The following is a 25,066-nucleotide window of genomic DNA, read 5'->3' on the forward strand; positions in this document are numbered from 1 at the left end:
GAGCTTTTTTTGTTTCATAAAATTTAAAGTATTCAGTCTGACAATAAGTTTTAAACCTAAGGGTACTGGAAGTATATAATTACTCCATCATTTTACGTCTGCAATTTTCTGTTATATCGTCTCTACCAAAAATATGGTTTTCTAATTTTGGGTACTGTTTATGTATAAAAATGCTTTTAATTCCAGTTTAAAAATAAAAAAAGCAAAAACTTTGTAGTTCTTACTTGTCTACTCTATTTTATATATGCTGAATTCAAGTTATAAATGCAACTTCTGAGTTAAATAGCCATTGATCCATCACAGATATAGGATTTTCATAATTGAACCTTTTTCTAGATCTTAGATTTAATTTCTCTTGTATCTGTTTTACTTGGTAATCAGTGATTTTTGTAAAGTCTGTTTTTTTAGGTAAATATTGTCTTATCAGTCCGTTTAGGTTTTCGTTTGAACCCTGTTTCCAAGAGTGATAAGGTCTTGCAAAATAATAATCTATATTAAGCTGCTGCACTACCACAAGGTGGTCTGCAAACTCTTTTCCATTATCCACTGTAATAGTTTTCAAATAAGGTTTCCAATCCTCTAGTAAATCTATGATTGCTGCCCCTACCCCTTTGGATTCTTTAGAAGAAACTTTTTTCATTTTAAGCATTCCACAGCTTCTCTCATTAATTGTTAGAATAGCTTGATTGTGATTTTTACTTATTATCAAATCTACCTCAAGATCTCTAAAGCGATCTCTGAGCTCCACTCTACTGGGTCGGTTTTCTATACGTACCCTGTTTTTTATAATACCCCTAGAATTCTTTGCTACGCCTCTTTTAAGATAAAGCCTGCCTTGATGTTTTAAATGTTTATGTCGGGTTTCTTTATGTTTTTTCTCATTCCAGATATAGTGATAATGTTTTCAACACTTAGACTAGGTTCTTGGTGTTTCTTTAATATCCCTACTACTTGTTGGGGACTATAATCTAACTTTAAAAGTCTTTGTGAAGCTGTTTTTATTTCATCTGTAAAACAAATCTGTTTAAGTTTTTGTATTATGTCTCTCACGACACTTCTTCACAGCTAATTCGTAGCGATATTCACCGCTTCTTTGATCCTTATGACGCTTTAGCTCTTGACTAATTACTGGCTTTTCTTTGTCTACTGCAATAGCTCTCTGATTATAACCTTCTTTGCGCCTTGTATATCTTTATTCTTTGGTAAGGTGATTCATTGCAACTTCTTTTTTGGCGATTTGAAGCTGTAAAATAACCTTTCTATCAAAACAAGAAAGAGGAACATATTCCTCTTTCTGTTTTAAAAGCATCTATACTAATCAAATCTAAAAGTTACGCTTATAACTTGAATTCAAGTTTTTATTTCCCTAGTGTCATCAGTAAAGAGATGAAGTATATATGCTTTCTGAACATATTGTTCAACTTTATCGAAATTCTATTTATTCCAAATTTCGTCTTCAAACTCACAAAGGAAAACTCTCTGTTCATTGTCTTTATTTACTTGCTGTTAAGGTATCTAAGCAAAAAAATATAAAGAGCAAAAGAAGTATTGCTCTTTATATAATTGGGTTTAACCGAAGAGGCCCCTTATTGCAATTATAATAACTTAGCTATGCTACCTTAATTAATCTTGATAATTTTTTTCGTTGACATTCTCCCATCTTGCATATATACATTTACAAAGTAAATTCCCTGTGCAATGCGAGAAACATCTAAATTATACTCTCTTTCAACTGATAGTGTCTCTTCCTTGATAAGCCTTCCCTGTAAGTTCATCAATTTAATTTTTGAAATGGTACCAGAGTTGGTTGCTATGGTAATATGATCTTTAGCAGGAACAGGATATACCGTAAAAATAACTTCTAAAGAATTATCTGTGGAACCTCCTAGCATTTCTGAATCTTCGAAAATGTAGGCAGAACCAGCTCGATCTATTCCATTTTCTCCATTGGCATCGTGGTCTTCCCAAGGTGCACTCGCAATTAATTGTTTTTCATGCATAGCAATACTCCAACCATAAAAATCTTCTCCTATGGTGTCTTCACCTAGTATAATTTGATCTTCTACCCAGAGACCATTGCTCTCTCTTTTATAGAAATAAGCTTCTCCAACTTCTAATCCGAAGATATGTGGAGCGGATACAGAAATATAATTTGGTTGGATATCTGTACTCCAACCAAATTGTGCATTTTCTATTGAAGAGTTCCCATTCAATTTTTGAACTTCTAACCAAACTCCTTCATTATCCTTTTCATACACATAGGCTGCCCCTTGTTCAGAATTTGTACCATAAGCTCCCACAACTAATTGATCACCAGAAATGTTCACTGAATTTCCAAAGAAAGAACCATTGCTTGCATCTGAAGCCATTAAAGTTTGGTTGTATTCCCATATACCAGAACTGTTTTTCATATATATATAAGTAGCACCTTTACGTCTATCTACATCGCTAGCACCAATCACTAAATAATCTCCAGAAATAGATACTCCTACTCCAAAAGTGTCATTAGTTGGTGCTTCAGGGCTTAGTATTTTTTGAGTTTCTGTCCAAGTCCCTCCTTCTTTAGTAAATACATACACAGATCCTATCCATCCGTTTTCAGCAGGAGCACCTGCAACAATTGTATTGCCGTCTACATCCATAGAGGTAGGGTTCATCCCTAATTTTGCATCTCCACTATAATCTGAGGCTACTAATTTTGTGCTATACTCCCAATTGTCATTTTGATAGTCATAGACATACAAGGCTCCCGCTCTTTCTATATTTTCTACATTTGCTCTTCCTGCTGCAACTACTAAATAATCATCCGAAAATTTTACGCCACCTCCAAATTCAGCACCTTGGTTGGGGTCAAAAGCAGCTAATCTTTGTGAATAACTCCAAACCCCTCGGTCATCTTTGCTATAAACATAGGCAGCTCCTGAAGCAATAGTCTCTCGTGAAGCACCAACAATTGCAAAATCTTTAGCAATGGCGACCGAAGTTCCATATTCAGCACGACTTTCTCTATTCTCGCTTACCACTTTAGCTATTTGTGTAAATTGAGCTTTCATGATAGTACCTCCAAGTAAGCATACAAGAATAATAAAGCTCTTTGTCATGTTAATTTTTGTCATTAGATTAATTTTAGAATTAATTAAGTTTATTGTTTGAATAAAAAGAGTGCTCAAAATGTTCCTTGTTTTACACAAATGGATTATTGAGTAATCTGTTTTAAATCGATTAGGGATCAAAAGTATATTTAGAATTCAAGTTTTTAAAAAATATCGTGAGACATTTTGTGACATACCTACTAACAAAGCGTGACATTATATTAAATACTTGATAAATACATGTGAATTGAAAGGTTGCTTGCGATATTCATCTTTTTTGAAATACGCTCTTTTCTCTTTCTACATGACTGAGGTGTAATATTAAGTAAAGACGCAATTTCTTTATAAGTTAAATTCATATAAAGAAAAGTTGTAAACCGAATATCACTCGAAGTTAAATTGGGATGTTGGGCCCTTAATCTGTCCAAAAAACCCTGATTTACATCTTCAAAATGCACAAAAAAACTGTCCCATTGGGTATCTTTTTTTAGGTGTTTTTTTAATTCATTTATTTGTTTCTTTAAAACGGCATTGGTTTCGATTTGCGTATTGGCAGATAAGGTTTGAACAATTTCTTCTATAAGTTCATTTTTACTTGATAAAAACATAGCTTTTGAGGTTAGCTCCCTGTTTTTATTGTCCAATTCATTTTTAAATCTTTCTCTTTCTAACAGTACTTGGGCTTTTCTTTCTTGATTCTGTCTTTCGATTAAAAGATGACTATTTTTTTCCTTAGCCAATTTGAGTTCTGCTATCTTTTTTTGCTGTTTGTGCTTTAGAGAATTGTATTTGTATACCAATATTAAAAATCCCATAAACAGAACTACACAGATTATTAAACCATAAAAAAACTGTCTTTCTCCTTGCAGTTTTTCTTTGCTTTCAGAAAGTTCATGCTGGTAATTATGAATTTGAAACTTGACCTGTTCACTTTTAAACAAAGCAGTGTTCTTAATAGCGTACAGGGAATCTGTAGCGATAACAACCGAATCTTTATAGGCCATTGCTTTTACAAAATCGTTTGTCTCATAATATAATCTGGCAAGATGATTGTAAATTTCTTTACGTCCTTCAATATCTTTACGAGATGAGCGTGCTAATAGAGCATATTTTTGAGCAAGCTTAAATTGCTTTTGTTCTTCATATACCTGAGTTAAGATCAACAAAACAGTAATTCTGTCATTAACTGTCATTCCATCTCTTAAAATTGATAAATCATTTATTTGTGGTAAAAGCTTTAGTGCTAGGTTTTCGGCTTTTACATATTGAGCTCTTAAAAGCAAATTTTCAGCCCTTGCAATTTCTCCCGATAGAAACAAAATAAGATTATCATTTATAAGGGGTAATCCCTCATCAATATACTTTTCCGAAAGTTCCAACTCCCCCATTTTATTTCCTAGCAAAGCAAGGTTAATGGCATAGGCCCCAATTTTTTCTTTATCGTCTAACTTTTTTGCAATTTCATAAGCCTTTAGAAACGATTTTTTCGCCTTTATAAGGTCTTTGTCTTCCGTATATAAAACCCCAATATTATTAAATGCAACCATTTCTTGCCTTGCACTCAAGTGCTTTACAGCAATTTCGTAGGCTTGCAAATAGTATTGAAAAGCCTCACCATAATCCATTAGTAAGTAATAGTTGTTTCCAATATTTAGGCTTGCATTAAATGCCTGAGAATACCATTCTTCTCGGATTGCTAACTCTTTTGCTCCGATTAGTTCTTCTAGCGATTTAGCATGATTTTTCTCAGATAAATATTTTATACCCAAATCAATGCGTTCAATTACACTCGCTTGAGTCTCTATTTGAGCAGAAAGTTTTAGTGGCGATATGTTAAATAGCAGCAATAGGATCGCATATTTAAATAAATGCATTTTTTTAAAAAATGGAGATATGAGTTTGATCACTTTTGATGAAATTGATGTTTAATTCTGACTTCTTTAGTTTTACTATGTTTTTATTAAGACGCTTATTCTTTGGATAAGTTACATAATCATTAGGCACGAAATAATAACTTTTAAAAAACAGTGTATTAATTATAAAGGTATCAAAGTGAAAACGCCTGTATTTTTTTAGGTTTTCACAAAACAGATGTGAGCTCGCTAATAAATTACCGCAATATAGAAGTAGGTATAAAAGAGAGTAGTCAGGCTTTCCTTTCTATCTTTTGCAGAAAAAGCAAAAGGATGCCAATACAATCCCTAACTCATGTCTAAGTAAATTTATAATCACATAAAACTGTATAACAATAATACCTCAAAATATCGATGATTTTTTCATTGATATCTTGAGGTAAATTTTAATCCCCACTGTCTACATACCTTTAAAAGAAACATGCTAAGACATAAAGCTAAAACAGATCAATTAATGTTGTAAAATATTGGTGATATTTTTATTCAAGTTCCATTAATTGTATTTCATTATTAGAAATTCTTTTAAACGTTCCAACTACAAAATCTTGATTCGTTATTGTTGTTTCTAATTCATTGCAAAGAGTATTACAATCAATATCTATTTGATTAAGCAGTTTTAATCCAGAGTCGGTGGTTACAAAACTTTCTCCACCTATTTTTAAATCTATATCAAAAAGAGTTTCAGTATCAACGTCTTGAGTTGACTTAACTTCTACAAGAGTATAGTTCACAGAACTTCCATCAGCAGGTGGGTTGTCTATATTTTCTATTTTTACCGAAAGATTGTAGATTTTACCTGGTTCATAATTAAATCCCTCAATATATGAATAGAATTTAGTCCAGCTCTCTGTTCCAATATTATTTCCCTCCTGTATTTCTAATATTAAAATAGGGCTTAGAGCTATTCCTGTATCCTGGAAATGGTTAATTCTTATATCAATAATTTGAGAGTCATTTCCATCATCATTAGAACAAGAGCATAAAATCCCTAAAACCATTAAAAGTAAAAATTTCGTTTTCATATTTTTTAGATTTAGTTACTAGTACTAAGTTGCATGATTATGCTAACGGTTGCGTCAAAGTGTTGCCAAGGTTTGCTGAAGGGTTTGCTGCACAAACACTTAAATGATAAAAATGGACTACGTGCAGGCAATTCAACAGAATTTCCGCAGTAATCATTAAACGCTCTTTAGCAATAAGTGATACCAAATTATATTTATAATGCCGTATGAATAAATTGAATTATTTTTTGATTGATTGAAATCAAAAATAAGTAGCATAGCCTTAGCTACGGTAATTATTTTTGATGAAAAGCAGGCGAAAAAGAAACGATTTATTGCGTCATTATAGGTCTAATTTGGTATGATATGCTTTGTTTTGCTTAGTTATTATAGATTTTCTTTAAACCAACTAAGGAGTAATCTATTAAGCTCTTCTTTTTTATTAGAAAACGTATGATCCGTCTTCACTTTTTCAAGTTTAAAATCATAGTTTATTTCCTCCAGTTTGTGAGCTATTAAATCAGCTTGATTTGGATGTACTTGTTCATCCTCGGTTCCGCAAAGAATAAGTAAACTAGCATTTTTATCTAATTCATCTGCCCAATTAATAACAGAACGTTTTTGTAATTCTTTTGTTTTGTTCTTATCGTATTCAGGAATCAGCTTTGCACATACCCTACTGTCCATTTCCGGTCTATCAATGATAAGTGCTTCTAAATCTGAAGGTCCATTACCCACTACTGCCGTTTTAATTTTAGTGCTATTTTTTAAGGATAAGTAGGTCATCATTCCTCCTCTTGACCATCCATACATCCCTATGCGAGTTGCGTCAGCTTTATCAATAGATTTAATAGTTTCAGTTAGATTGAGTACATCGTTAAGGTCATCCCCTCCAATCTCATCTTCTTCTCTGTAGCAGCTAGCAATAAGTAAATAATCTTCATCTGCCAGTTTAGAGGCCGTTGTTATTAGAGAATATAGTGTTTTAGCTTTTGCAACTTTCCCAATTTCTTTATTGCCTCCTCTGTTAAATATAATTACAGGAAATCGTCCTTCTTTTTTGGGTTCAGCAATTATTCCATTAACCAAAAGTAAATCACTTTTATAAACGATGACATAAAAATTGATGTTATCTAAATATTTATAAGCATGTAGTAAAGAATCATTTTCAGAAATAGTAGTCCAAATTGGTAGTATTTCTGAAAGGTTAATTATTTTTTTAGATAAAATTTGTCCATTTTTTAGACGCTCTGCTTTAGTGTAATCACTAGAGCTAATTTCATTATCTAAAATTGTATTGGTTAGTATCTCTTCGTTTTGATATGATTTGTAATATCTCATCCCAAATTTTAAACCGAGAAAGAGGGTTCCCGATAAGGTTAGCACTGATATGGTAATTGCAATTCGTTTTAATATTTTCATAAATCATATACTTTCTCTTTAAGACGAATTATTTGTTTTTTTGTTACAATCTTGGCATTAAGTCCAATGCTTTGGCTAAAAAACGTGAGGAATAAAAAACCAGTTACTTCCAAATAACACCAAGCCATTACCCTTCAATATCAATACTTATGGTGGTCTTTTTAAAAACTTGCAAAACTTTGGGGTTTCCACTTTCTTAGCTATTGCTTATACATTTTTAGCAACTGTTATGTTACTTTCCTCTCACCATTTACAAAGACTCAATAGTATTTCTTTTCTTTAAGTAAGTAAACCCCTATAGTTCTTTATGAAGCCAAATCATATAATTTTAATTAGTTTTTAAGTCACCAACAGATTCAAAAAGGTCTGTGATTATATGTTTTTGATCGCTTGGTGCAACCTCTCTAAAATAGCCTAACAGATCTTTGGTAGTTGCATACCTGTCTGTAGTCAACTTTAGTTTTCCATCTCTTGAATTCCAGTCATTTATAAATCGTTTCAAAGCCAGATTGACTTGGTCTTCACCAATCTGTTTCTGAAGTTCATACATAGTAATAGCCCCTTTTTCATAATAAACATACTTTTGATTTTCTACCAAAGCTAATGATGGCTCTTGAGCATTTTCTTTGCGTTTTTCTTCTAAATACCGATCTTTCTGAAGCTCCAAAAATTGCTGCACTTTTCCTTCAGAATAGTGTTGCTTCAATACCATGGTTGCAGCATATTGCGATAAAGTTTCTAATAGCATAAGTCGTCCTTGAACATTAGCAGCTTCCACTTGCATTCCAAACCATTGATGTGCCAATTCATGAGCCGTCACATAAAATGCCATATCCACATCTTTTTCATCATCAATATCTAACACAAATCCGATAGATTCAGAAAAGGGTAATGTTCCCGGAAATGCTTGTGCAAATTCTGCATAACGCGGAAATTCCATAATACGCATTTGTTGATATTGATACGGACTAAAATTAGTACTGTAATAGTCAAACGATGTCTTCATTGACTCCATCATTCTGTTTATATTATAGTCATGTTCTTTATGATAATAAATCTCTAAATCAACAGGTTTCTTTGCAGTACCTGATGTTGGAATCCAAGTATCTTTTTTAACTTCATAGTGTGCTGAACCTATTGAATAAAAGTTGGTCATTTGGATATCCATTTTATAATGAAAATAAGAACGATCGTTTTCTTTCCAACTCTTCAATAGATTACCAGGAGCAATAGCGGTCTGATTCTTATCTGTCCCAATCACAATTTCAAAATGAATACCGTCAGAATCTCCGCCAGACATAGCGTTGACTAATTCTTTGGGGTTTTCCCTCTGAGCTTTGCTTGATCTAATTGGTAAATTATAATCTGCACGATCATCAGCATCACTGAGTTCATATTTTTTGTTATAACCTAAGGTTGGAAAATCCGTATTGTTGAAAAAGGTACCGTTATGTACAATTTTAGTATTGGAGCTACCTTGCTCAAAGCCCTTCGTTGTAAAGGTCTGCTTAAAGTTCATTTTTATGGAATCTCCAGGTTGTAAGGGGTGCTGTAACTTATAATTATAATAAGAGAATTCTGAATACTTTTTATCAATAGTTGCTTCGCCTTCAAAAGTCACAGACTCCAGTTCTACATTTTTTTCTATGAGTTTCTGAATATGAATTTCTTTAATAAGAGTATCGTTTGTGTTTTTCAGAACATAAAAGCCTTCAGCAGTATAATTTCTGGACTTTGGATATAGTTCTACCTTTAAATTAACAGCTACTATTTTGGGCTGCGGCAGGTATTCAAACTTTTTTAATGTTCGTTCATAGTCAACTCTAAATACTGTCTTTTCAGAATTTGTCCAATGTTCATTTAAGATATTTGTGTTGTAAAATATATAGCTACCAAGCATAATAAAAGCTACCACTGTAACTAATCCTAGTTTCAAGATAGGTTTACTTATTCGGTGTTTACTCGCTTTCAATCTTTTTATAAGATTAGTTTCTGTTCCCCTAACGGAAACAATCGATGCTACAATTAGTAATAGCAGTCCGAATAAGAACCAATAGCTTTTAATGATTAGATAAGGCTTCATAAAATGTCCATAGCCGTTCATATCTGAATAAGCACCTAAGGAGCTACCTCCAAAGAAGTATAAATCGTGATCTATTCCGAAGAGCGCCAAAGAACCATTCAATATAAAAAATAGTAGAACCACAAGAATCCCGACAAATTTCTGATTGGTCATTACCTGCGCAAAGAAGGCTATAAGCGTAAATAAAGCTAGAAATGGTAAGATTTCCAGAAAGAAGCCATAGAAATATACCTCAAGATCATAGTTGTAATATCCATTAATCGTTTGAAAAATGAGTCCTGAAATAATCAAGGATATAATAAGTACAATATAGATCAGTATGAGTCCAAAATATTTACCTGCGAGATTCAAGAAATCCGACATTGGACTTGCATCATAGATCAAGTTTAGTTTAGCACTTCTTTCCTTCCAAATGAGTTCTCCGGAATAAAAAACAAGGATGATCACAAAGAAGTAAAAAGACGTTTCTCGAAGTTCTTCAACAATAAAATAAGTTGCAGGATAACTATCAACACCATATACGGTTCCGAGATTCACTGAATTGATTAAAATGATAATCATCCCACAAATCACAATGGCCCAAAAAGAGGTTTGCTTGCAAATACTCACGAAATAAAACCATGAGAAATGCATGAGCTGGGACCATTTCGATTTAATACCTTGTTCTATTCTGAATTCTGGAATTTCGACATCATAAAGTTGATCCGTTTCAGATTCAAGTGCTTGTGACTTTTTCTTTTTAATGCGTTTACTCCTAACTATTAACTTCGAATCAATAGTTCTTTATTTATAGTTAAATATTTCGTATATTTATAGATGGAAAAAATAGACTTAAGGAGTGTTTCTGATCAGGAAAGAGGTATAATTCGAAGGGATGCTGTAAAAATGATAAAACGTGGAGATAAAAAAAAAGACATAGCTCTGTTTTACGGTGTTCATGTAAATACTGTTAGAGATTGGTGGAAGCTTTACAATAAAGAAGGTCATAAATCTTTGTCATATCAAAAACGAGGAGTCAAATCAGAAGATCGAAAACTACTCAATAAAGATCAAGAAGCTGCAATCCAAAAAATGATTATTGATGTAATGCCCGATCAACTAAAGTTAGATTATGCTTTGTGGACTACAAGGGCAGTAAGGGATTTGATAGCAAGAGAGTTTAGTATTACAATCGGAAGAAGAGCTGTCGGTAATTATCTCAACGCTTGGGGATTCACGCCTCAAAAGCCAAAAAAGAGAGCTTATGAACAATGTTCCAAAAAAGTTCAAAAATGGTTAGACGAAGAATATCCAGCAATAAAAGAGAAGGCAAAACAAGAGAAGGCAACTATTCATTGGGGGGATGAAACGGGTGTAAAAAACAATAATCATCATGGACGTTCCTATGCTCCAAAAGGAAAAACTCCTGTTAAAAAACATATGTCGAAGCGGTTTTCAATCAACATGATTTCTACAGTTACAAATCAGGGTTTAATTCAGTTTATGATATATAAAGAAAATATGAACTCAGATGTATTTATTCAATTTTTAGAACAGCTCATCAAATCGCAAGAAACCAAAGTATTCTTAATCCTTGATAATTTACGAGTCCATCATAGTAAAGTTGTAAAGAAATGGGCGGAAGAAAATGGCGAAACCATAGAACTATTTTACCTGCCATCATACTCACCTGAGCGAAACCCAGATGAATATCTGAATTGCGATTTAAAGTATGGACTCTCGGATAAACCGGCACCAAAAACACAAGAAAAAATGAAAGAAAATTTAGAGAATCATATGAAAATGCTTCAAAATGATAGCGAAAGGGTAGCAAAATATTTTAAACATGAGAGCATCAAATATGCTGCATAAAATTAAAGATCTTTAAGTGCGAGGTTAATACATTAAATTCGAATTTCTTATAACCAAAGCCTAGAATAAGCACACCCAATACAACCCAAAATAGCTTATTGTAAAGCAGCACTCCCCTAAAAGGAATTGCCTGTAAACTTATTTCTGCTCCTGTCCAAGTATCTGTGAGTAAGGTGAGTGTAGTTAATGAAAAAGGATCTAAAATAGCTTGCCAAAACTCATTAGTGATCGCTTTGGTCAACATAAATGCAACGAAAAAGAAAATTCCCTGTGTATACACAACCATTAATTTTCTAGTTAATGCGCCAGTTATAAAAAATAGGCAAGCCCCAAAAAATAGAATTGGCAATGTTACCATTATAAATGGCTTCAGATAGGTCAATATATTAAGCGGGAGCAAATGATCTGGTTGATGCCAAGGCATAAATTCCCCCATCATCATTCCAAAGTAAACGCCACTAAACACAAAAAGTAACACTACAAAAGAACCTAGAAACCGGCCTAATAAATAATCTCGTTTCTTGATTGGATTTGAAAATAGGAGAGATTCTATATTATATTCAAAGTCACGTAAAACGGAGACTCCCATAATCATAGAGGCTAGTATCATAAATAGTCCTGTAATCACTCCCATGGTTTTTGCAACAATCAATGGGGAATTCTTTTTAACGAGTCCGAAGTCCATCCCTTGATATATAAAATCGACGCCAACTAGTGAAAACAGTAATAGGAAGACAAAAAAGATGTAAGTATCTCCTCGCTTTAGCCTGTATTTTAATTCGAACTTAAATATGTCGTACCACATCATTATAAAACTGATTTAAGGTTTGTGTTGCTTCCAAATATTTGTGAGAAATACACATCCTCTAAATCGGCTTTAACGGGAGTAAAACCATTCCCAGGATTGGTGTCACTAAGAATGTGTATGATTGGTTTTCCAAGAAATAGTTTTTCACTGATCACTTGGTAGTTTTGCTTATAGGTTTCTAACTCAGACTTGACTATTGTTCGCTGATACACTTTGCCTTCCAGCTCTTCAATTATTTTTAGAGGATTCCCTTTCAGTATCACCTTACCTTGGTTAATCACTGCCATAGTGGTGCATAATTCTTTTACATCTTCAACAATATGTGTCGACAGAATTACAACCGTATTTTCTCCGAGTTCACTTAATATATTATAGAAACGATTTCTTTCTACAGGATCCAATCCTGCTGTAGGTTCATCTACAATAAGGAGTTTCGGGTTGCTAAGTAAGGCTTGGGCAATCCCAAAACGCTGTTTCATTCCACCAGAAAAACCTCCAAGATTTTGTTTTTTTACGTTGTATAGATTCGTCTTGTGCAAAAGCGCATTTACAACATCTTTACGCTCCCCTTTATTTGTAATACCCTTGAGAACTGCAAAATGATTTAATAATGCTTCTGCAGATATTTTAGGATACAAACCGAATTGCTGGGGTAAATATCCTAGAACATGCCGCACCTCATTTTTCTGTGTTAAAACATCTAAATCGCCTAGTGAAATGGTTCCTTCATCGGCTTCCTGCAAGGTTGCAATGGTTCGCATTAACGTGGATTTACCTGCGCCATTTGGGCCTAATAACCCAAACATTCCTTTAGGGATTTCTAGAGAGATATTCTGAAGGGCTTTTACGCCATTTGAATAGGTTTTTGATACATTGTCAATTATGAGTTCCATCTGTTCGTTTTTTGATTTTAATTCTTGTAATTTATTTTTCTTCTTAACAAACATAATGTCATGTTCTTCCTTCTAAAAATAACTGGGACAAATGGTTTTAATACATGTATACAAAGACGCTATACACTGTCAAAGTTCTTTTATCACAGTTATTTAACTGTCTGTACTTCTCTTGAGGCTGTTTGTCAACTTTCTTTGTGATGAGGTTTAATACGCTTAATTTAGAGGAATGGTATTTCATATAAATAGAAAGAAAGGGCTCTTAATTATTAGTGTAGCGATAGTAACAGCGCTAATTCCAGTAGTAATCACCGCTTTTGAATTAATTACAACAGACAAAGAATCTGTTGTCTTTTTAGAAGGATATCCAACTTCAATTAGCGTTATTGTTCTTTTGTACTATATCCTACTCGTCATTTTAGGCCTTTTCTGGTTTATAAAACAACTTATATCCTTATTCAGATTAAAAAATGAAAAAGCAAAAACAGAGTTATTGCATTTAAAAAGCCAAGTAAATCCTCACTTCTTTTTTAATACGCTCAATAATTTATACGGTCTCGTCGGAACAGATACAAAAAAAGCGCAGGAGTTAATCCTTAAACTTTCAGATATGATGCGATACAGTATTTACGAAGGCGAAAAAGAGATGGTAACACTTAAAGCAGAAGTTGAGTATTTAAAGAATTATATTGAGCTTCATAAAATGCGTTATCACAAACCTATTGATGTGAAATTTGAATCTGAAATTGAGGACGATTACAAAGTGATGCCTTTACTTTTTATTATTCTTTTAGAAAATGCATTTAAACATGGTATTGAGAACTTAAGTAAAGAGGCCTATGTTCATATTTGTATAAACTCAAAGAACAATAAAGTAATTTTCGAAATAGAAAATAATTTTGACACGACACTTACAAAAGGAGAAAACGGTATTGGATTGAACAATCTAAAACGAAGATTAGAATTGGTGTATTCAAAAAAACATAGCTTATCTTTTTCTACAAAACAAAATGTATATAGAGCACAATTAACATTGCAGTTATGATTACATATCTAATTATTGATGATGAATATATAGCACATGATATTATAAAGGGCTATTGTGGTTTATTGCCAAATATGCAGTTAATGAAAAACTGTTATGATGCTTTAGAAGCCGTTGACTATTTGAATAATAACACTGTTGATTTAATTTTTCTAGATTTAAATATGCCAAAGCTAAAGGGCTTTGAATTTTTAAAAACACTGACTTTGCCACCAAAAGTAATTGTAACCACAGCTTATAGAGAATTTGCGCTTGAAGGATACGAACTAAATATTTCAGATTATTTATTGAAACCGTTTGGTTTCGAACGTTTTTTAAAAGCAATCAATAAAACAGTAAGTGTAACCACCAAAACAACAAAATCTAGTGTAGATAAAAAAGATGCAGTTTCAAAAAGCATTTTTCTTCGAAGTAATACTAAATACATTCAGGTAACAATGGATATCATTCAATATATTGAAGCCGCTGGGAATTATACTAAAGTGACTACCACCAAGGAGACGATTGCGATTAGAGAAAAGATTTCAGATATTTTAGAATTATTAAATGATATAGATTTTATCCAAGTCCACAAATCGTTTGCGGTATCAAAAAAGCACATTAAGAGCATTGAAGGTAATCGCATCTTTATTTCTGAAACTATTATTCCTATTGGAAAAACTTATAAAGTAAATATTATTCAATTATTGAAGTAGCTCCTTTGGTTCTAATACCAAATTAGACCTATAATGACGTAATAAATCGTTTTACCGATACGAATTCGGCACAGGCTTTTTTCGCCTGCTTTTCATCAAAAATTATTACCATAACTAAGGCTATGCTAGTTATTTTTGATTTCAATCAATCAAAAAACCTGTGCTGAGCTACGCCGTAGTATAATTCAATTTATTCATACGGCATTATAAATATAATTTGGTATAAACAACTAATGTACCTTTCTGTTTTGTCTAGAGAGGTATAATAAAAAATTCAAAGAATCACAAATGTGAATCTCCAAATCTAGAATACTAGGGTCTCATAATTAATGAAGATAAGAGTTGTTTTTTACCTCAGTTCTTTGTTAAGTGTAGGCTATTTAACTGACTTTAATATATACTTAGGTATCATTTCATTTGGTGGTGTACTTTTACCATATAATTGATAAGAATTATAGTTTCCACCAGTAAATACTGTAATCATATCAAGTTCAGGCCAAATATTGATTTTTTGCCCCCCATTTCCTGAGGCTAAATATGAGTTATAAGTTTGTCCATTAATTACAAAATATTTGTGCTCCCATAAATAGCCATAATCTCCTTTGTCCATTTTAATTGTTTTATCAATCCAACTTTTTGAGATTATTTGCTTGCCTTTCCACTTCCCCCCATCTTTAAATAACTTCGCCAATTTTATCAAATCTCTAGGCGTAATATACATTTGACTGAAATTATTTCTACTAGCCTGATTCGGTTCGAAAGTCCAATCATAATTCAAGATTCCCAAGGGGTTGAATAGGTTTTCTTTTGCGAAATCTTCAATTTTCCTACCTGCTGCTATCTCAACTAAACTACCTAAAGTCAAAGCGCAACCAGTACAATAGGATGATGATATACCAGGTCTTTTTACCATTGGTAAATCAAGCGTGTATTTTACCCAATCCTTGCTTTCCATCATTGTAACCTCATTTCCCTTGCTTTCAGGATTGTTATTCTCACAGTCCATACCGTGGTGATACATCAAGAAATCTTCTATTGTAATTTCTCTTTTACGATGATCCAAATTTGAGATTTTTGGATATCTCGATTTGAAATAGGGCAAGATTTTTTCTTTTTCACTATCTATAAGTCCATTGTCTACTGCTATTCCAAGAATTCCACCAATAAACGGTTTTGTCGCAGATCTTAATTGATGCGGTGTATTTTCATCATAACCATAGAAATACTCCTCAAGTACCAATTTGTTATTCTTGTAAATCAAGATGCTGTGAACATCGGGAAATTTTCCTTTTATGGTTTCTTTGACCATCTCGATTATAGGTTTGGGATTTTTGAATTCATCTGCTAAACTGCCAGTTTCTAGTCCATCTGTGGTTTTTTTTGGTTTGTGATAAACGTAGTTATCAGGATTATGAAATAATTCTTTTCTCGGGAACATTTCCATTTTTTCAATGTCGGAAGTAATTAGTTTGAACTCTAGTCCGTCAGTTCTGTAACCTTTAACTCGATTGGATTCGTCTCGTTCAAAAACCACAGGAATGTCTGCGATATTCGCAAAACTATCCAAGGCGATATGCTTTAAAGGATATTTTGCTTTATCTATGACTGCATAGAGCGTGGTATCAAAATCTGAAGCTTTAAGTTCTAGTGTAGTATTATCAACATATTCATATTTACCTTCATAATCAAGTAGCTTTTCATATTCAGATTTTTCTTCAGCCGGAGAACAGCTGATAAGTAATGGAACTAGTAAAAATATTTTCTTCATTTGGCTCTTGTTTTAGAAAAACGCAATTTTTTTTCAGATTAAACATAACAACTCGGCTTTGAGTATTTGAGGGTGTTGACAATTTATTTTAAGTGCAAGCTTCCATCACTTGCAAACGCTAAAAAAACAAAGCCTTTTAATTTCTTATTAAATCTAGAAATTACAGTAAAGAATCCTCGGGGTATGCCCACGAGGCATTTAGAGGGCTTTTTTTTGATTGATGAAAACCATCCGTTTTCAAACTTTCCTCAAAACTCGAGGCAAGGCTCGGGGAATTAAACCCAATAGAGATTAAAGTTCTTATTGAAAAAAACTTAATTTATATTTCGTCGGTCTCATGCAAGAGAAAAAATTTGTAACTGCATAATCCACGCCTTAAAACTTCTATACACTCCCAGTCTTGCCTTTAAATTAAACACAATTAAATTAGTTATTATTTTAATCTAGGAGCATATCATACATGTAATTTAGGTTATGGTTTTTAGAAGATCAAAAAATTGTTAGTTTTATTTTATTTTATTGTAGATTTAAGGTGTTTATCTCAAATAAATCAATCTTTTATTAATTTGAATAGTTATCCATGTCGAATGCCACTAGAATTAAGTTCCTTGTTTCCAATATCTACTCAGGTATTGGGATAGGTTTGTTATTGGGTTTTATTATGGGGAATTCTGTTTCAGGGACAGTACAAACAGTAATAGTCGTAATTACTGGAATGCTAGGGGCTTTGTTGGGTCTGGAGAATAAAATTGGAAAAACAGAAATTAATGAAAGCAACAATACCGCAGTTAATATAAAACTTGGAAGTTTTGGTTTTGGTGTGGTTCTCGGAATATTATTTGGAATAACAGTCCGCACACATAATTTATTTGCTCCAACTATAACTGAAAGAATGAAAAACTGGACAGAGGCAGGCTTTGATTCTATATCAGCAAGGAAATATGTACTCTATGAAAAGTTTCAGATAAATCCTAAAACGGGAGACATCACTTTGGAATCAGACCAACACCAAAAAGGAAATAGTTCCATACTCTTCAAAGCTGAAGACCTCTCTAATATTGGGACGGAGTTAGATACTACTTACTTTGAAGGTGAAATTCAAAATGCAATTGACAGATTAGAAATTTTTGAAAACAATGCTCTAAATGATTTGCTTACTACTGCCTCTAAAACACTTCCTGAAGAAAATCAAATGATTTTCTTAGCCATAATTCAGAAAATGATATTTCAATCTGAAGATGGAATAAGTTATTGTGATTTACCTCAAAGCATAGATAATTCGGATAGTGAAGTAGTAAGAAATCTTTACGAAGTTCTAAGTGAAACCAATAATCAACCCAGAAAAAATCTTATTGATAAAATTAGAACCTTTTTATGTAATAGTAATAACTAATGAGAAAACCAATGATTCGAAATTTATTAGTATTTATCGCAATAGTCCTTCCTTTATTTGTTTTTGCTCAAGTTTCGAGTAGTAATTTTGCTAAATCCTCTGTAGTTTACATACAAGTTAGTTCGAAGAAAACGAATGGGAAAGTGGGATTAACCCATGGCACAGGTTGGGCTTGGTCATGGAATTCTGAACTTTATGTTGTTACTGCATTGCATGTTGTGGCAGGTATGGAAACAATCACAGTACGGCTAGCAAATAAATTCAATGAAAGGAGTTCTGCAACGCTAGTAAAAACATTTAAGAAGGCAGATTTGGCTTTACTCAAATTGGACAGGGATATAGGACTTGTTCCCTTGGACATAGACACTGTTGATCCAAATTCAAAACCATCACTTATGATATGGGGGTATCCTCTATCTTCGCGAAAAATAAATGGGAAAGCAATTGAATTTTCGTACAGCCTTGAAAAAGAACCAACACTTAACAGTATGTTATTAGGATTGAACCGGAAGTATCTAAGCGAACTTAAAGAACAAGGCTTTCCTCTACTTGATGTTAATATCTTCCAAGTGGAAACTACAATAACACACGGTCACTCAGGAGCACCAATTATTAACGACAAGGGAAAAGTTATTGGGATTGCCAATGGCGGTTTGAAAAATGGTATATATGGATTGAATTGGGCTATTCCCTCAAAATATTTGCCCGAACTAGCTAACTCTCAAGAAAATAGTCCTAATAAAGTATCCATTCAAGGGATACTCCTCAGTGGTGAAGTAGAAGTTTCTGAGGACACGAGTGAAGAAGAAATATATTCATATTTTGATCGAGAGGAGATAAATTCTACTATAAACGGGGGTAATGGGTCTGAATTACACAGAACTTGGGTTGCGTCGTTAGAAGATATTGCGTACACAATGGACGATGAGGATATAAGTGCAATAAATGATATGATAGAGTTAGAATATATAGACTTAAAGGATACTTTCGACGTCTATGAGGATTATAACACTGGAATCACTTATGCAGTTCCGTCAGGTTATGAAGTCAATTTCGAAGATGACATGTATTCAGTTGAAGGAAACGATTTTACATTTGGTTTTTCTTCTGTTTCAAATGTTCCATTCAACCAGGCAAATAATCAGATAGATTTGTTTGTCGATGATATAATACAAAGTTTTCCTGATGCAAGGATCTCAGAAAATTTAGATGATAGTTTTGAAATGAACTCCAATGATAAAACTCTAGATAAAATAATCTATAGAGAAGTTTATTTTGAAGGAGAAAATTATTTGCTCAGCGTAGGAGGTACAGCTAAAGGTACTGATGTAGGATTCATATTTATTATTTCAAGACTGCCACGAGAAATGAATTATGATGAATTGAGAGAGTATTTCTTATTTACAATAGCAATGAGTCTTTTTTCGTTATCTTAAAAAAACATTTAAAAGAGAAGAAAGATGTGTTCAAATTCAAAGCAGTTGATTATCCAAATGTTTATAAAGGAAAAATAATTATCGATAAAAATTTGTTCCACATACATTATACTTCTCTCCTATTATCGTTTTGTAAAAATAGTGTTACATCAACATCACAGTAGAAATTTTAAAAAAAAATGTATTGCTTCTCTTTTAGCCAAAGTAAAGTGAAATAATGCAAAACATTATAGAATAGTTGTAGGAAATGCGGAATAGTGATTTTTGTGTTATTCTACATTTGTTTTGTTGGGTGTGAGCACTATAAGGTACAATTATGAGAAGCATATCTCCTAGATCACTAATCCTAGTGCAGTTATAAATACTCAAACTTTAATATCTGATAATACCAATTTAGTTTTTAAATGTTGTATTGAAAATTTGAATTAGACTAAGGCGCAGCTCAGCATATATTTTTTAGATAATTGAAATTAAAAATAATTTATATAGCTTTAGTTATGGTAATTATTTTTGATAAAAAGTAGGTTAAAAAAACATGTGCCATATTCGTTTCGGTAAACCAATTTATGGCAACATTATAAGTCTAATTTGGTTTAATAGGATGTATTACGGACTATTTTTAATTTTTGGAGCCACTTACTATCCTAGAAACAATTCCTTTTTGGTTTGTAAATTCTGCTATCAGTACACCCAACCAATGGAGAACAAAAAAACCCACTAAATAATAAATACCAAGCTCATGAATCTCTTCGATTATCTTTTTGAATGCTTTATAACCAAATTCTATAATCAGTCCAGTAACTAATGAAACAACTACACAGATGTAAAAAATGATATAGGTCCATTTCTGAAATTTCTCTTTGATGGGTAGATTATTCGCAAAAGGATTTTAAAATTTCATTTTTCCAAAAAGAGGAAGAATAAAACGAATACTGAATAAACTAGTTAAGACATATCCCATATATATATATGCCAGTCCCACATAGGTTGTCTTATTTTCTTTGCTAGAGAAATAAGTTGGTCTTGTGCAAGTGTAATGTTTGTATCACTGAGGTAAGTTTCAATAATAGCAGCGATACTATACTTATTCAACCAAGTTAGTCTAAGAAAAACAGTAATTAACAAAAGCAAAAATGCAATAGAAATTGCCCAGTGAACTAGTCTATATAGGTTAGAATACTTTTTAGTTGCCATGATTTTTTCACTTAGAGAATGATGAAACAGTATTAAATAATATTTAAAAATACCCTTATAAAATAGGTGACTGAACTTCTAGTATTATAAGGTCACAATATGTTTTTGGATTTTTTAATTGATAGAAATTGAACGTATAAGTTAACTAACGAAATTTAAAAGAATACTCTTGTTTTATAGGGGTCAAAACAGTCAGTTTATCATTCTCACAAATAGAACAATACTGTTCTAAAGTATTGAAGTCTATATGCTTTTTATAATGATCTATAAATTGAAATAGTCGCTTTTACTAATTTGAATAAATTTCTTACCAATTTTCACTTTTCCGTCTCTTAGCTAATTACTGTGATAACCATAGTTTTAAACTGAAATAAATAAAGGAAAAAATAAGAAATTGAACCAGAGAGAGATCCGTAGGGTGTTCCGATTAATTAGTGCAAAAGCATTGAATCATATATGTTTTTTTGCAAATGCAACGAAATAGTAGAGTGATAGGTTTAAGTTTAACATCCGATTTTCAATTTATTTTTATTAAAAGAGTATTTTTTGCTTCTTTAAATTTCAAAAAAAATAACGAAAAAAGAACAAGACTTTTTTTCTCTACAGTGATTTACCGTTTGAGAATTGAAATCCGTAAGTTGTTAAACATCCGTTAGAGTTAGACTCCGAGTTTGGATAAGTAAATAGTCAGATTTTGAATGATCAGAAACTCTGATTCATTTTATTGAGAGTAAAGTGATAAGAATTTGGAATATTCAATATGATTTGATCCCTTAATTAGTGCTTTAAATTTTTTGAGATGTTTTTGGTGAAAATTAGATATGGTGCGTATGGCATTTTAAAATACTTCATATTCAACTCATTGTTAACGGTATTTGTTGCCATAATATTTACTCTGGTCTTAATTGTAAAATACACAATATCTATTGTTACCATATGGTTTTTATTCAGCTAGCAAAAAGGATAATTCAACACGGCTTCCTTTGGGCTTGTTTTCGCTTATGATCAATTCTCCTTCATAAAAGTTTATTAGTTTTTTACTGGTGATTAATCCAAGCCCTAAACCTTGTTGCTCCATCTTTGATCGGTTAAATTGTGTAAAGGCTCCAATTTGATTTAGTGTTACTTCATTAAATCCTACACCATTGTCAATAACTGTGATATAAACATGAGAATCATCTAATTCTACCTCAATTATAACTTTATCTCCTTTATTAGAAAATTTGAAAGCATTGTCTATAATATTGACAATAATTACATCAAAATGAAAAGAACTTATTTTAATATTAAAAGACTTAATATGCAACTCAATATCAGACTCCCGATTAAATTTTTGAGCTATAATTTGGCTTTGTTCTTCTAACTCATGTTCACCCGTTTCCGTAATTTTTTCTTTTAATAAAGCTTTTTTTTTGTCATTACTGAGTAGTAATTCAACTTCGGTATAATAAATAAACTTTTGTAAAGTGCTCAAGAGTCGATTGCCAGAATCAAAAATACCGACGGCAAAATCTCTAAGTTTATTTTTATCTATCTCGATCTCTGGATCTTTCATTAAGCCCGATAGGCCTATAATACCGTTAAGCGGCGTAAGTAATTCATGAGGGATAGCAAAGCTAATATTGTGCTGTAAAGTCTCAAGTTTATTATTTTCAAATTGTTTTCTTTTTTTCTCTTTAAACAAACGACTCTTAACGGATTTAATTAGCAAGTCAATATCAAATGGTTTGGTAATATAATCGTCTACTCCCAGTATCATACCCTCCCTAATATTTTCAACTGTAGCTTTTGCTGTCAAGAAAATAAAAGGTGTGTGCTTAATAGCGTTGATATTTTGAATTGTTGCAAACACCTCAAAACCATTTTTTAGGGGCATCATGATGTCACATAATATAAGATCGGGTAGATGTTCTTTGGCTTTATCGATTCCTTCTTGTCCATTTTCTGCAGTAAATACCTGCATGCCCTCAAAACTTAATATATCTCTGAGTTCTTCACGAATACTTTTAGTATCCTCAATGACTAAAATGTTATATTTTCTCATTATTATATAACTATTATTTATTAATAGGTAAAATTATTCTGAAATATGATCCCTTACCTATTTTGCTCTTCACCTCTATTGTACCTTTATGTAACTCAACGGCCTTTTGTAAAACGGATAACCCTAATCCCGTACCGGATATATTTTGTACATTATTTCCGCGATGAAAAGGTTTAAACAGTAGTTTAATGTCTTGTTTTGAAATACCAATACCATAATCTTCAAAAGAAAAACTAATTCCGGATTGTTCTTTTTTTATACTGATTTCAATCTGTTTATCCTTGTTTGAATACTTGAGTGCATTACTAAAAAGATTAATAATAATGTGTTTAATCCATTTTTTATCTACTTGTGCCATGATTACAGGTAAAGAGATGTCATAAACTATGAATCTTTTTTCAGATTCACCAAATTGGTATTCAGTAATAATGTTTTTAATTAGAGCAACAATATCCAAGAGTTTTGGATTGTAGTCTAGTTTTTGAGCCTCTGATTTTCCAATAATTAAAATATCTTCTAACATAATGACCATGTCTTCTACTTCTTCTTTGATTTTTTCTAGTCGCTTGTTAATGTCATTCCGACTCAACTTTTCGTAGTACCTTAAAATGACATCAGCGATTGCATTTATAGACGTAAGTGGTGTCCTAAATTCATGAGATGCCATTGAAACAAAACTGGTTTTAAGTTGCCCTAATTCCTTTTCACGCTCTAGGGACTCTTGAAATTCCTGCGTGCGTGACTCCACTTTGGACTCTAAGTTTTCTTTGTGTTCGTTCAAAATAGTAATATCCTGTCCTACACCAATCACACCAACAATTTCACCCTCTGCATTTCTACGCGTAGATGCGTTTAATAATACCATTACACGTTGTCCACCTTTGGTAAATAGCGGAAATTCGTAGTTGGCAGTTTCTTGTCCTTTTAAGGCATTGTCTAATACTTCTTTTACTTGTTTTTGGTAATCTTGGGTGATATATGTTTGTACCAAATCTTCCCCCAATACATCTTCTTTTTTAAATCTAGTGATTTTTTCAGAAGTTTGGTTCCATTCGTTAACTCTCCCTTTATTGTCTATTCCGAAAATTGGCGCATTGGCAGTTTCAATAAACTGACGTAACTCTTTGGCAACAGATTCTGATTGGGTACGCAGTTTATCCATTTCAGAAATATCTTGTCCTACACCTAGCACTCCAACAATTTCACCCTCTGCATTTCTACGCGTAGATGCATTTAATAATACCATTACACGTTGTCCACCTTTGGTAAATAGCGGAAATTCGTAGTTGGCAGTTTCTTGTCCTTTCAGGGCATTATCTAATACTTTTTTTACTGCATCTCTATAATCTTCGGTGATGTAGGTTTTAACCAAATTTTGACCTAATACGTCTTCTTTTTTAAATCCAGTAATTTTTTCAGAAGTTTGGTTCCATTCGTTTACCATCCCTTTATTGTCTATTCCAAAAATTGGCGCATTGGCAGTTTCAATAAACTGACGTAATTCTTTGGCAATGGATTCTGTTTCGATACGGTTCTTAGTTAACACTACTTGAAAGTCAAGTTCTTTCTTGGCAATGGCTAATTCATTTGCACGCTTTTGCTTCTCATCGTTCTGAAAGGTAAGTTCTTTATTGGCAATGGCTAATTCATTTGCGCGCTTTTGTTTCTCACCGTTTTGAAAGGTAAGTTCTTTATTGGCAATGGCTAATTCGTCTGCTCGTTTTTCTTTCTCATCATTCTGAAACGCAAGTTCTTTATTGGCAATGGCTAATTCGTCTGCTCGTTTTTCTTTCTCATCATTTTGAAACGCAAGTTCTTTATTGGCAATGGCTAATTCGTCTGCTTGTTTTTGTTTTTCTTCATGTTGAAATGCAAGTTGTTTGTTAGTAATGGCTAATTCTTCAACTGCTTTTGATTGAGAAATTTTGAAAGAAAGCATTGAAGCTATCGTATTTAATATTTTTAAGTCATGATCAGAAAAGTAATCTTTCTCTGGATACTCAGAATCGATAATACCGATCACAATACCATCCGAAAGAATAGGCACTGTTATCTCTGAACGTCGATCTTCATCATCAACAATATATCTTGGGTCTTTTGAGGTGTCGGCAATAATCTCACCTATTCCTGTGAGGGCAACGTGTCCACAAATACCTTCACCCATTTTCAATTTGATAGGGTTCAGAACATCTTGAGCAATAGGATTTTTATTTCCGTGAGCTGCACATTGAAAAAGAACCCCATCATCATTAAACAAGTAAATAATGCAATCAATGTATCCCAACTCTCCAACAGCATGTTTAGTCACACACCAAACGGACTCTTGCGTTGTACTAGTTTTCATTAGAAGAGAACCAAACGTATTGATTGTTTCCAAAAAATGCGCCTTTCTCTCACTTTGCAATCTTTCTCTCATTTCGCGATATTG

At 32.6% G+C, this 25,066-nt stretch carries 19 protein-coding genes; 5 read left to right on the plus strand and 14 right to left on the minus strand.

Features of this window, described 5'->3' with window-relative positions:
• Window positions 1-253 precede the first annotated feature (253 nt).
• From P700755_RS18910 to P700755_RS18340, 7 genes are all read right to left on the minus strand, one after another.
• Complete coding sequence (locus P700755_RS18910; protein ID WP_157609441.1) at window positions 254-889, minus strand: IS30 family transposase; 636 nt, start codon at window positions 887-889, stop codon at window positions 254-256.
• Window positions 844-1,050, minus strand: coding sequence for a hypothetical protein (locus P700755_RS20350; protein ID WP_169314471.1), 207 nt, complete (start codon window positions 1,048-1,050; stop codon window positions 844-846). The genes P700755_RS18910 and P700755_RS20350 overlap by 46 nt, the downstream gene beginning before the upstream one ends.
• Before the next feature lie 569 nt (window positions 1,051-1,619).
• Entirely contained in the window at window positions 1,620-3,116 is a 1,497-nt protein-coding gene (locus P700755_RS18320; RefSeq protein ID WP_015026097.1) for a T9SS type A sorting domain-containing protein, read from the minus strand.
• A gap of 197 nt (window positions 3,117-3,313) precedes the next feature.
• On the minus strand, window positions 3,314-4,966 hold the full coding sequence (locus P700755_RS18325) for a tetratricopeptide repeat protein (RefSeq protein ID WP_015026098.1): 1,653 nt from the start codon (window positions 4,964-4,966) through the stop codon (window positions 3,314-3,316).
• A 518-nt stretch (window positions 4,967-5,484) separates the two neighbouring features.
• The gene (locus tag P700755_RS18330; protein WP_015026099.1) at window positions 5,485-6,027 is read right to left on the minus strand and encodes a DUF4377 domain-containing protein; all 543 of its coding nucleotides are present in this window, start codon (window positions 6,025-6,027) and stop codon (window positions 5,485-5,487) included.
• 366 nt (window positions 6,028-6,393) lie between these two features.
• A complete protein-coding gene (locus P700755_RS18335) occupies window positions 6,394-7,428 on the minus strand; it encodes an alpha/beta hydrolase family protein (protein WP_015026100.1) in 1,035 nt (344 codons plus the stop codon).
• A 328-nt stretch (window positions 7,429-7,756) separates the two neighbouring features.
• A complete protein-coding gene (locus tag P700755_RS18340) occupies window positions 7,757-10,144 on the minus strand; it encodes a M1 family aminopeptidase (protein WP_015026102.1) in 2,388 nt (795 codons plus the stop codon).
• Window positions 10,145-10,327: 183 nt separating this feature from the next.
• Between P700755_RS18340 and P700755_RS18345 the strand changes: the two genes are divergently transcribed.
• A complete protein-coding gene (locus P700755_RS18345) occupies window positions 10,328-11,362 on the plus strand; it encodes an IS630 family transposase (protein WP_015023751.1) in 1,035 nt (344 codons plus the stop codon).
• Here the strand turns inward: P700755_RS18345 and P700755_RS18350 are convergent.
• Together P700755_RS18350 and P700755_RS18355 are read right to left on the minus strand one after the other, a co-directional pair.
• Window positions 11,346-12,170 carry an ABC transporter permease gene (locus P700755_RS18350; protein WP_041758523.1) on the minus strand — a complete coding sequence of 275 codons (825 nt, stop codon included), beginning with the start codon at window positions 12,168-12,170 and terminating at the stop codon, window positions 11,346-11,348. The genes P700755_RS18345 and P700755_RS18350 overlap by 17 nt on opposite strands.
• The gene (locus P700755_RS18355; protein WP_015026103.1) at window positions 12,170-13,063 is read right to left on the minus strand and encodes an ABC transporter ATP-binding protein; all 894 of its coding nucleotides are present in this window, start codon (window positions 13,061-13,063) and stop codon (window positions 12,170-12,172) included. The genes P700755_RS18350 and P700755_RS18355 overlap by 1 nt, the downstream gene beginning before the upstream one ends.
• A gap of 229 nt (window positions 13,064-13,292) precedes the next feature.
• On the opposite strand from P700755_RS18355, the gene P700755_RS18360 reads away from it, so the two are divergent.
• On the plus strand, window positions 13,293-14,108 hold the full coding sequence (locus P700755_RS18360) for a sensor histidine kinase (protein ID WP_015026104.1): 816 nt from the start codon (window positions 13,293-13,295) through the stop codon (window positions 14,106-14,108).
• Window positions 14,105-14,803: a LytR/AlgR family response regulator transcription factor gene (locus tag P700755_RS18365; RefSeq protein ID WP_015026105.1), complete on the plus strand. Its 699-nt coding sequence runs from the start codon at window positions 14,105-14,107 to the stop codon at window positions 14,801-14,803. The genes P700755_RS18360 and P700755_RS18365 overlap by 4 nt, the downstream gene beginning before the upstream one ends.
• 376 nt (window positions 14,804-15,179) lie before the next feature.
• Here P700755_RS18365 and P700755_RS18370 read toward each other — a convergent pair whose 3' ends face one another.
• Entirely contained in the window at window positions 15,180-16,571 is a 1,392-nt protein-coding gene (locus tag P700755_RS18370; protein ID WP_015026106.1) for a serine hydrolase domain-containing protein, read from the minus strand.
• A gap of 580 nt (window positions 16,572-17,151) precedes the next feature.
• Between P700755_RS18370 and P700755_RS18375 the strand changes: the two genes are divergently transcribed.
• The gene (locus tag P700755_RS18375) at window positions 17,152-17,964 is read left to right on the plus strand and encodes a hypothetical protein (RefSeq protein ID WP_015026107.1); all 813 of its coding nucleotides are present in this window, start codon (window positions 17,152-17,154) and stop codon (window positions 17,962-17,964) included.
• An 11-nt stretch (window positions 17,965-17,975) separates the two neighbouring features.
• Window positions 17,976-19,400, plus strand: coding sequence for a S1 family peptidase (locus P700755_RS18380; protein ID WP_157609344.1), 1,425 nt, complete (start codon window positions 17,976-17,978; stop codon window positions 19,398-19,400).
• 619 nt (window positions 19,401-20,019) lie between these two features.
• On the opposite strand, the gene P700755_RS20945 is transcribed toward P700755_RS18380, so the two are convergent.
• From P700755_RS20945 to P700755_RS18915, 4 genes are all read right to left on the minus strand, one after another.
• The gene (locus P700755_RS20945) at window positions 20,020-20,265 is read right to left on the minus strand and encodes a cytochrome b/b6 domain-containing protein (RefSeq protein WP_342626363.1); all 246 of its coding nucleotides are present in this window, start codon (window positions 20,263-20,265) and stop codon (window positions 20,020-20,022) included.
• An 80-nt stretch (window positions 20,266-20,345) separates the two neighbouring features.
• On the minus strand, window positions 20,346-20,594 hold the full coding sequence (locus tag P700755_RS20950; RefSeq protein ID WP_245535974.1) for a hypothetical protein: 249 nt from the start codon (window positions 20,592-20,594) through the stop codon (window positions 20,346-20,348).
• A gap of 943 nt (window positions 20,595-21,537) precedes the next feature.
• Window positions 21,538-22,638, minus strand: a complete 1,101-nt coding sequence (locus P700755_RS18395; RefSeq protein WP_015026110.1) for a hybrid sensor histidine kinase/response regulator — start codon at window positions 22,636-22,638, stop codon at window positions 21,538-21,540.
• Between the two features lie 13 nt (window positions 22,639-22,651).
• Window positions 22,652-25,054 carry a PAS domain-containing protein gene (locus P700755_RS18915; RefSeq protein WP_015026111.1) on the minus strand — a complete coding sequence of 801 codons (2,403 nt, stop codon included), beginning with the start codon at window positions 25,052-25,054 and terminating at the stop codon, window positions 22,652-22,654.
• Window positions 25,055-25,066: the final 12 nt, after the last annotated feature.

This window comes from Psychroflexus torquis ATCC 700755 (assembly GCF_000153485.2).
Lineage (GTDB): Bacteria > Bacteroidota > Bacteroidia > Flavobacteriales > Flavobacteriaceae > Psychroflexus > Psychroflexus torquis.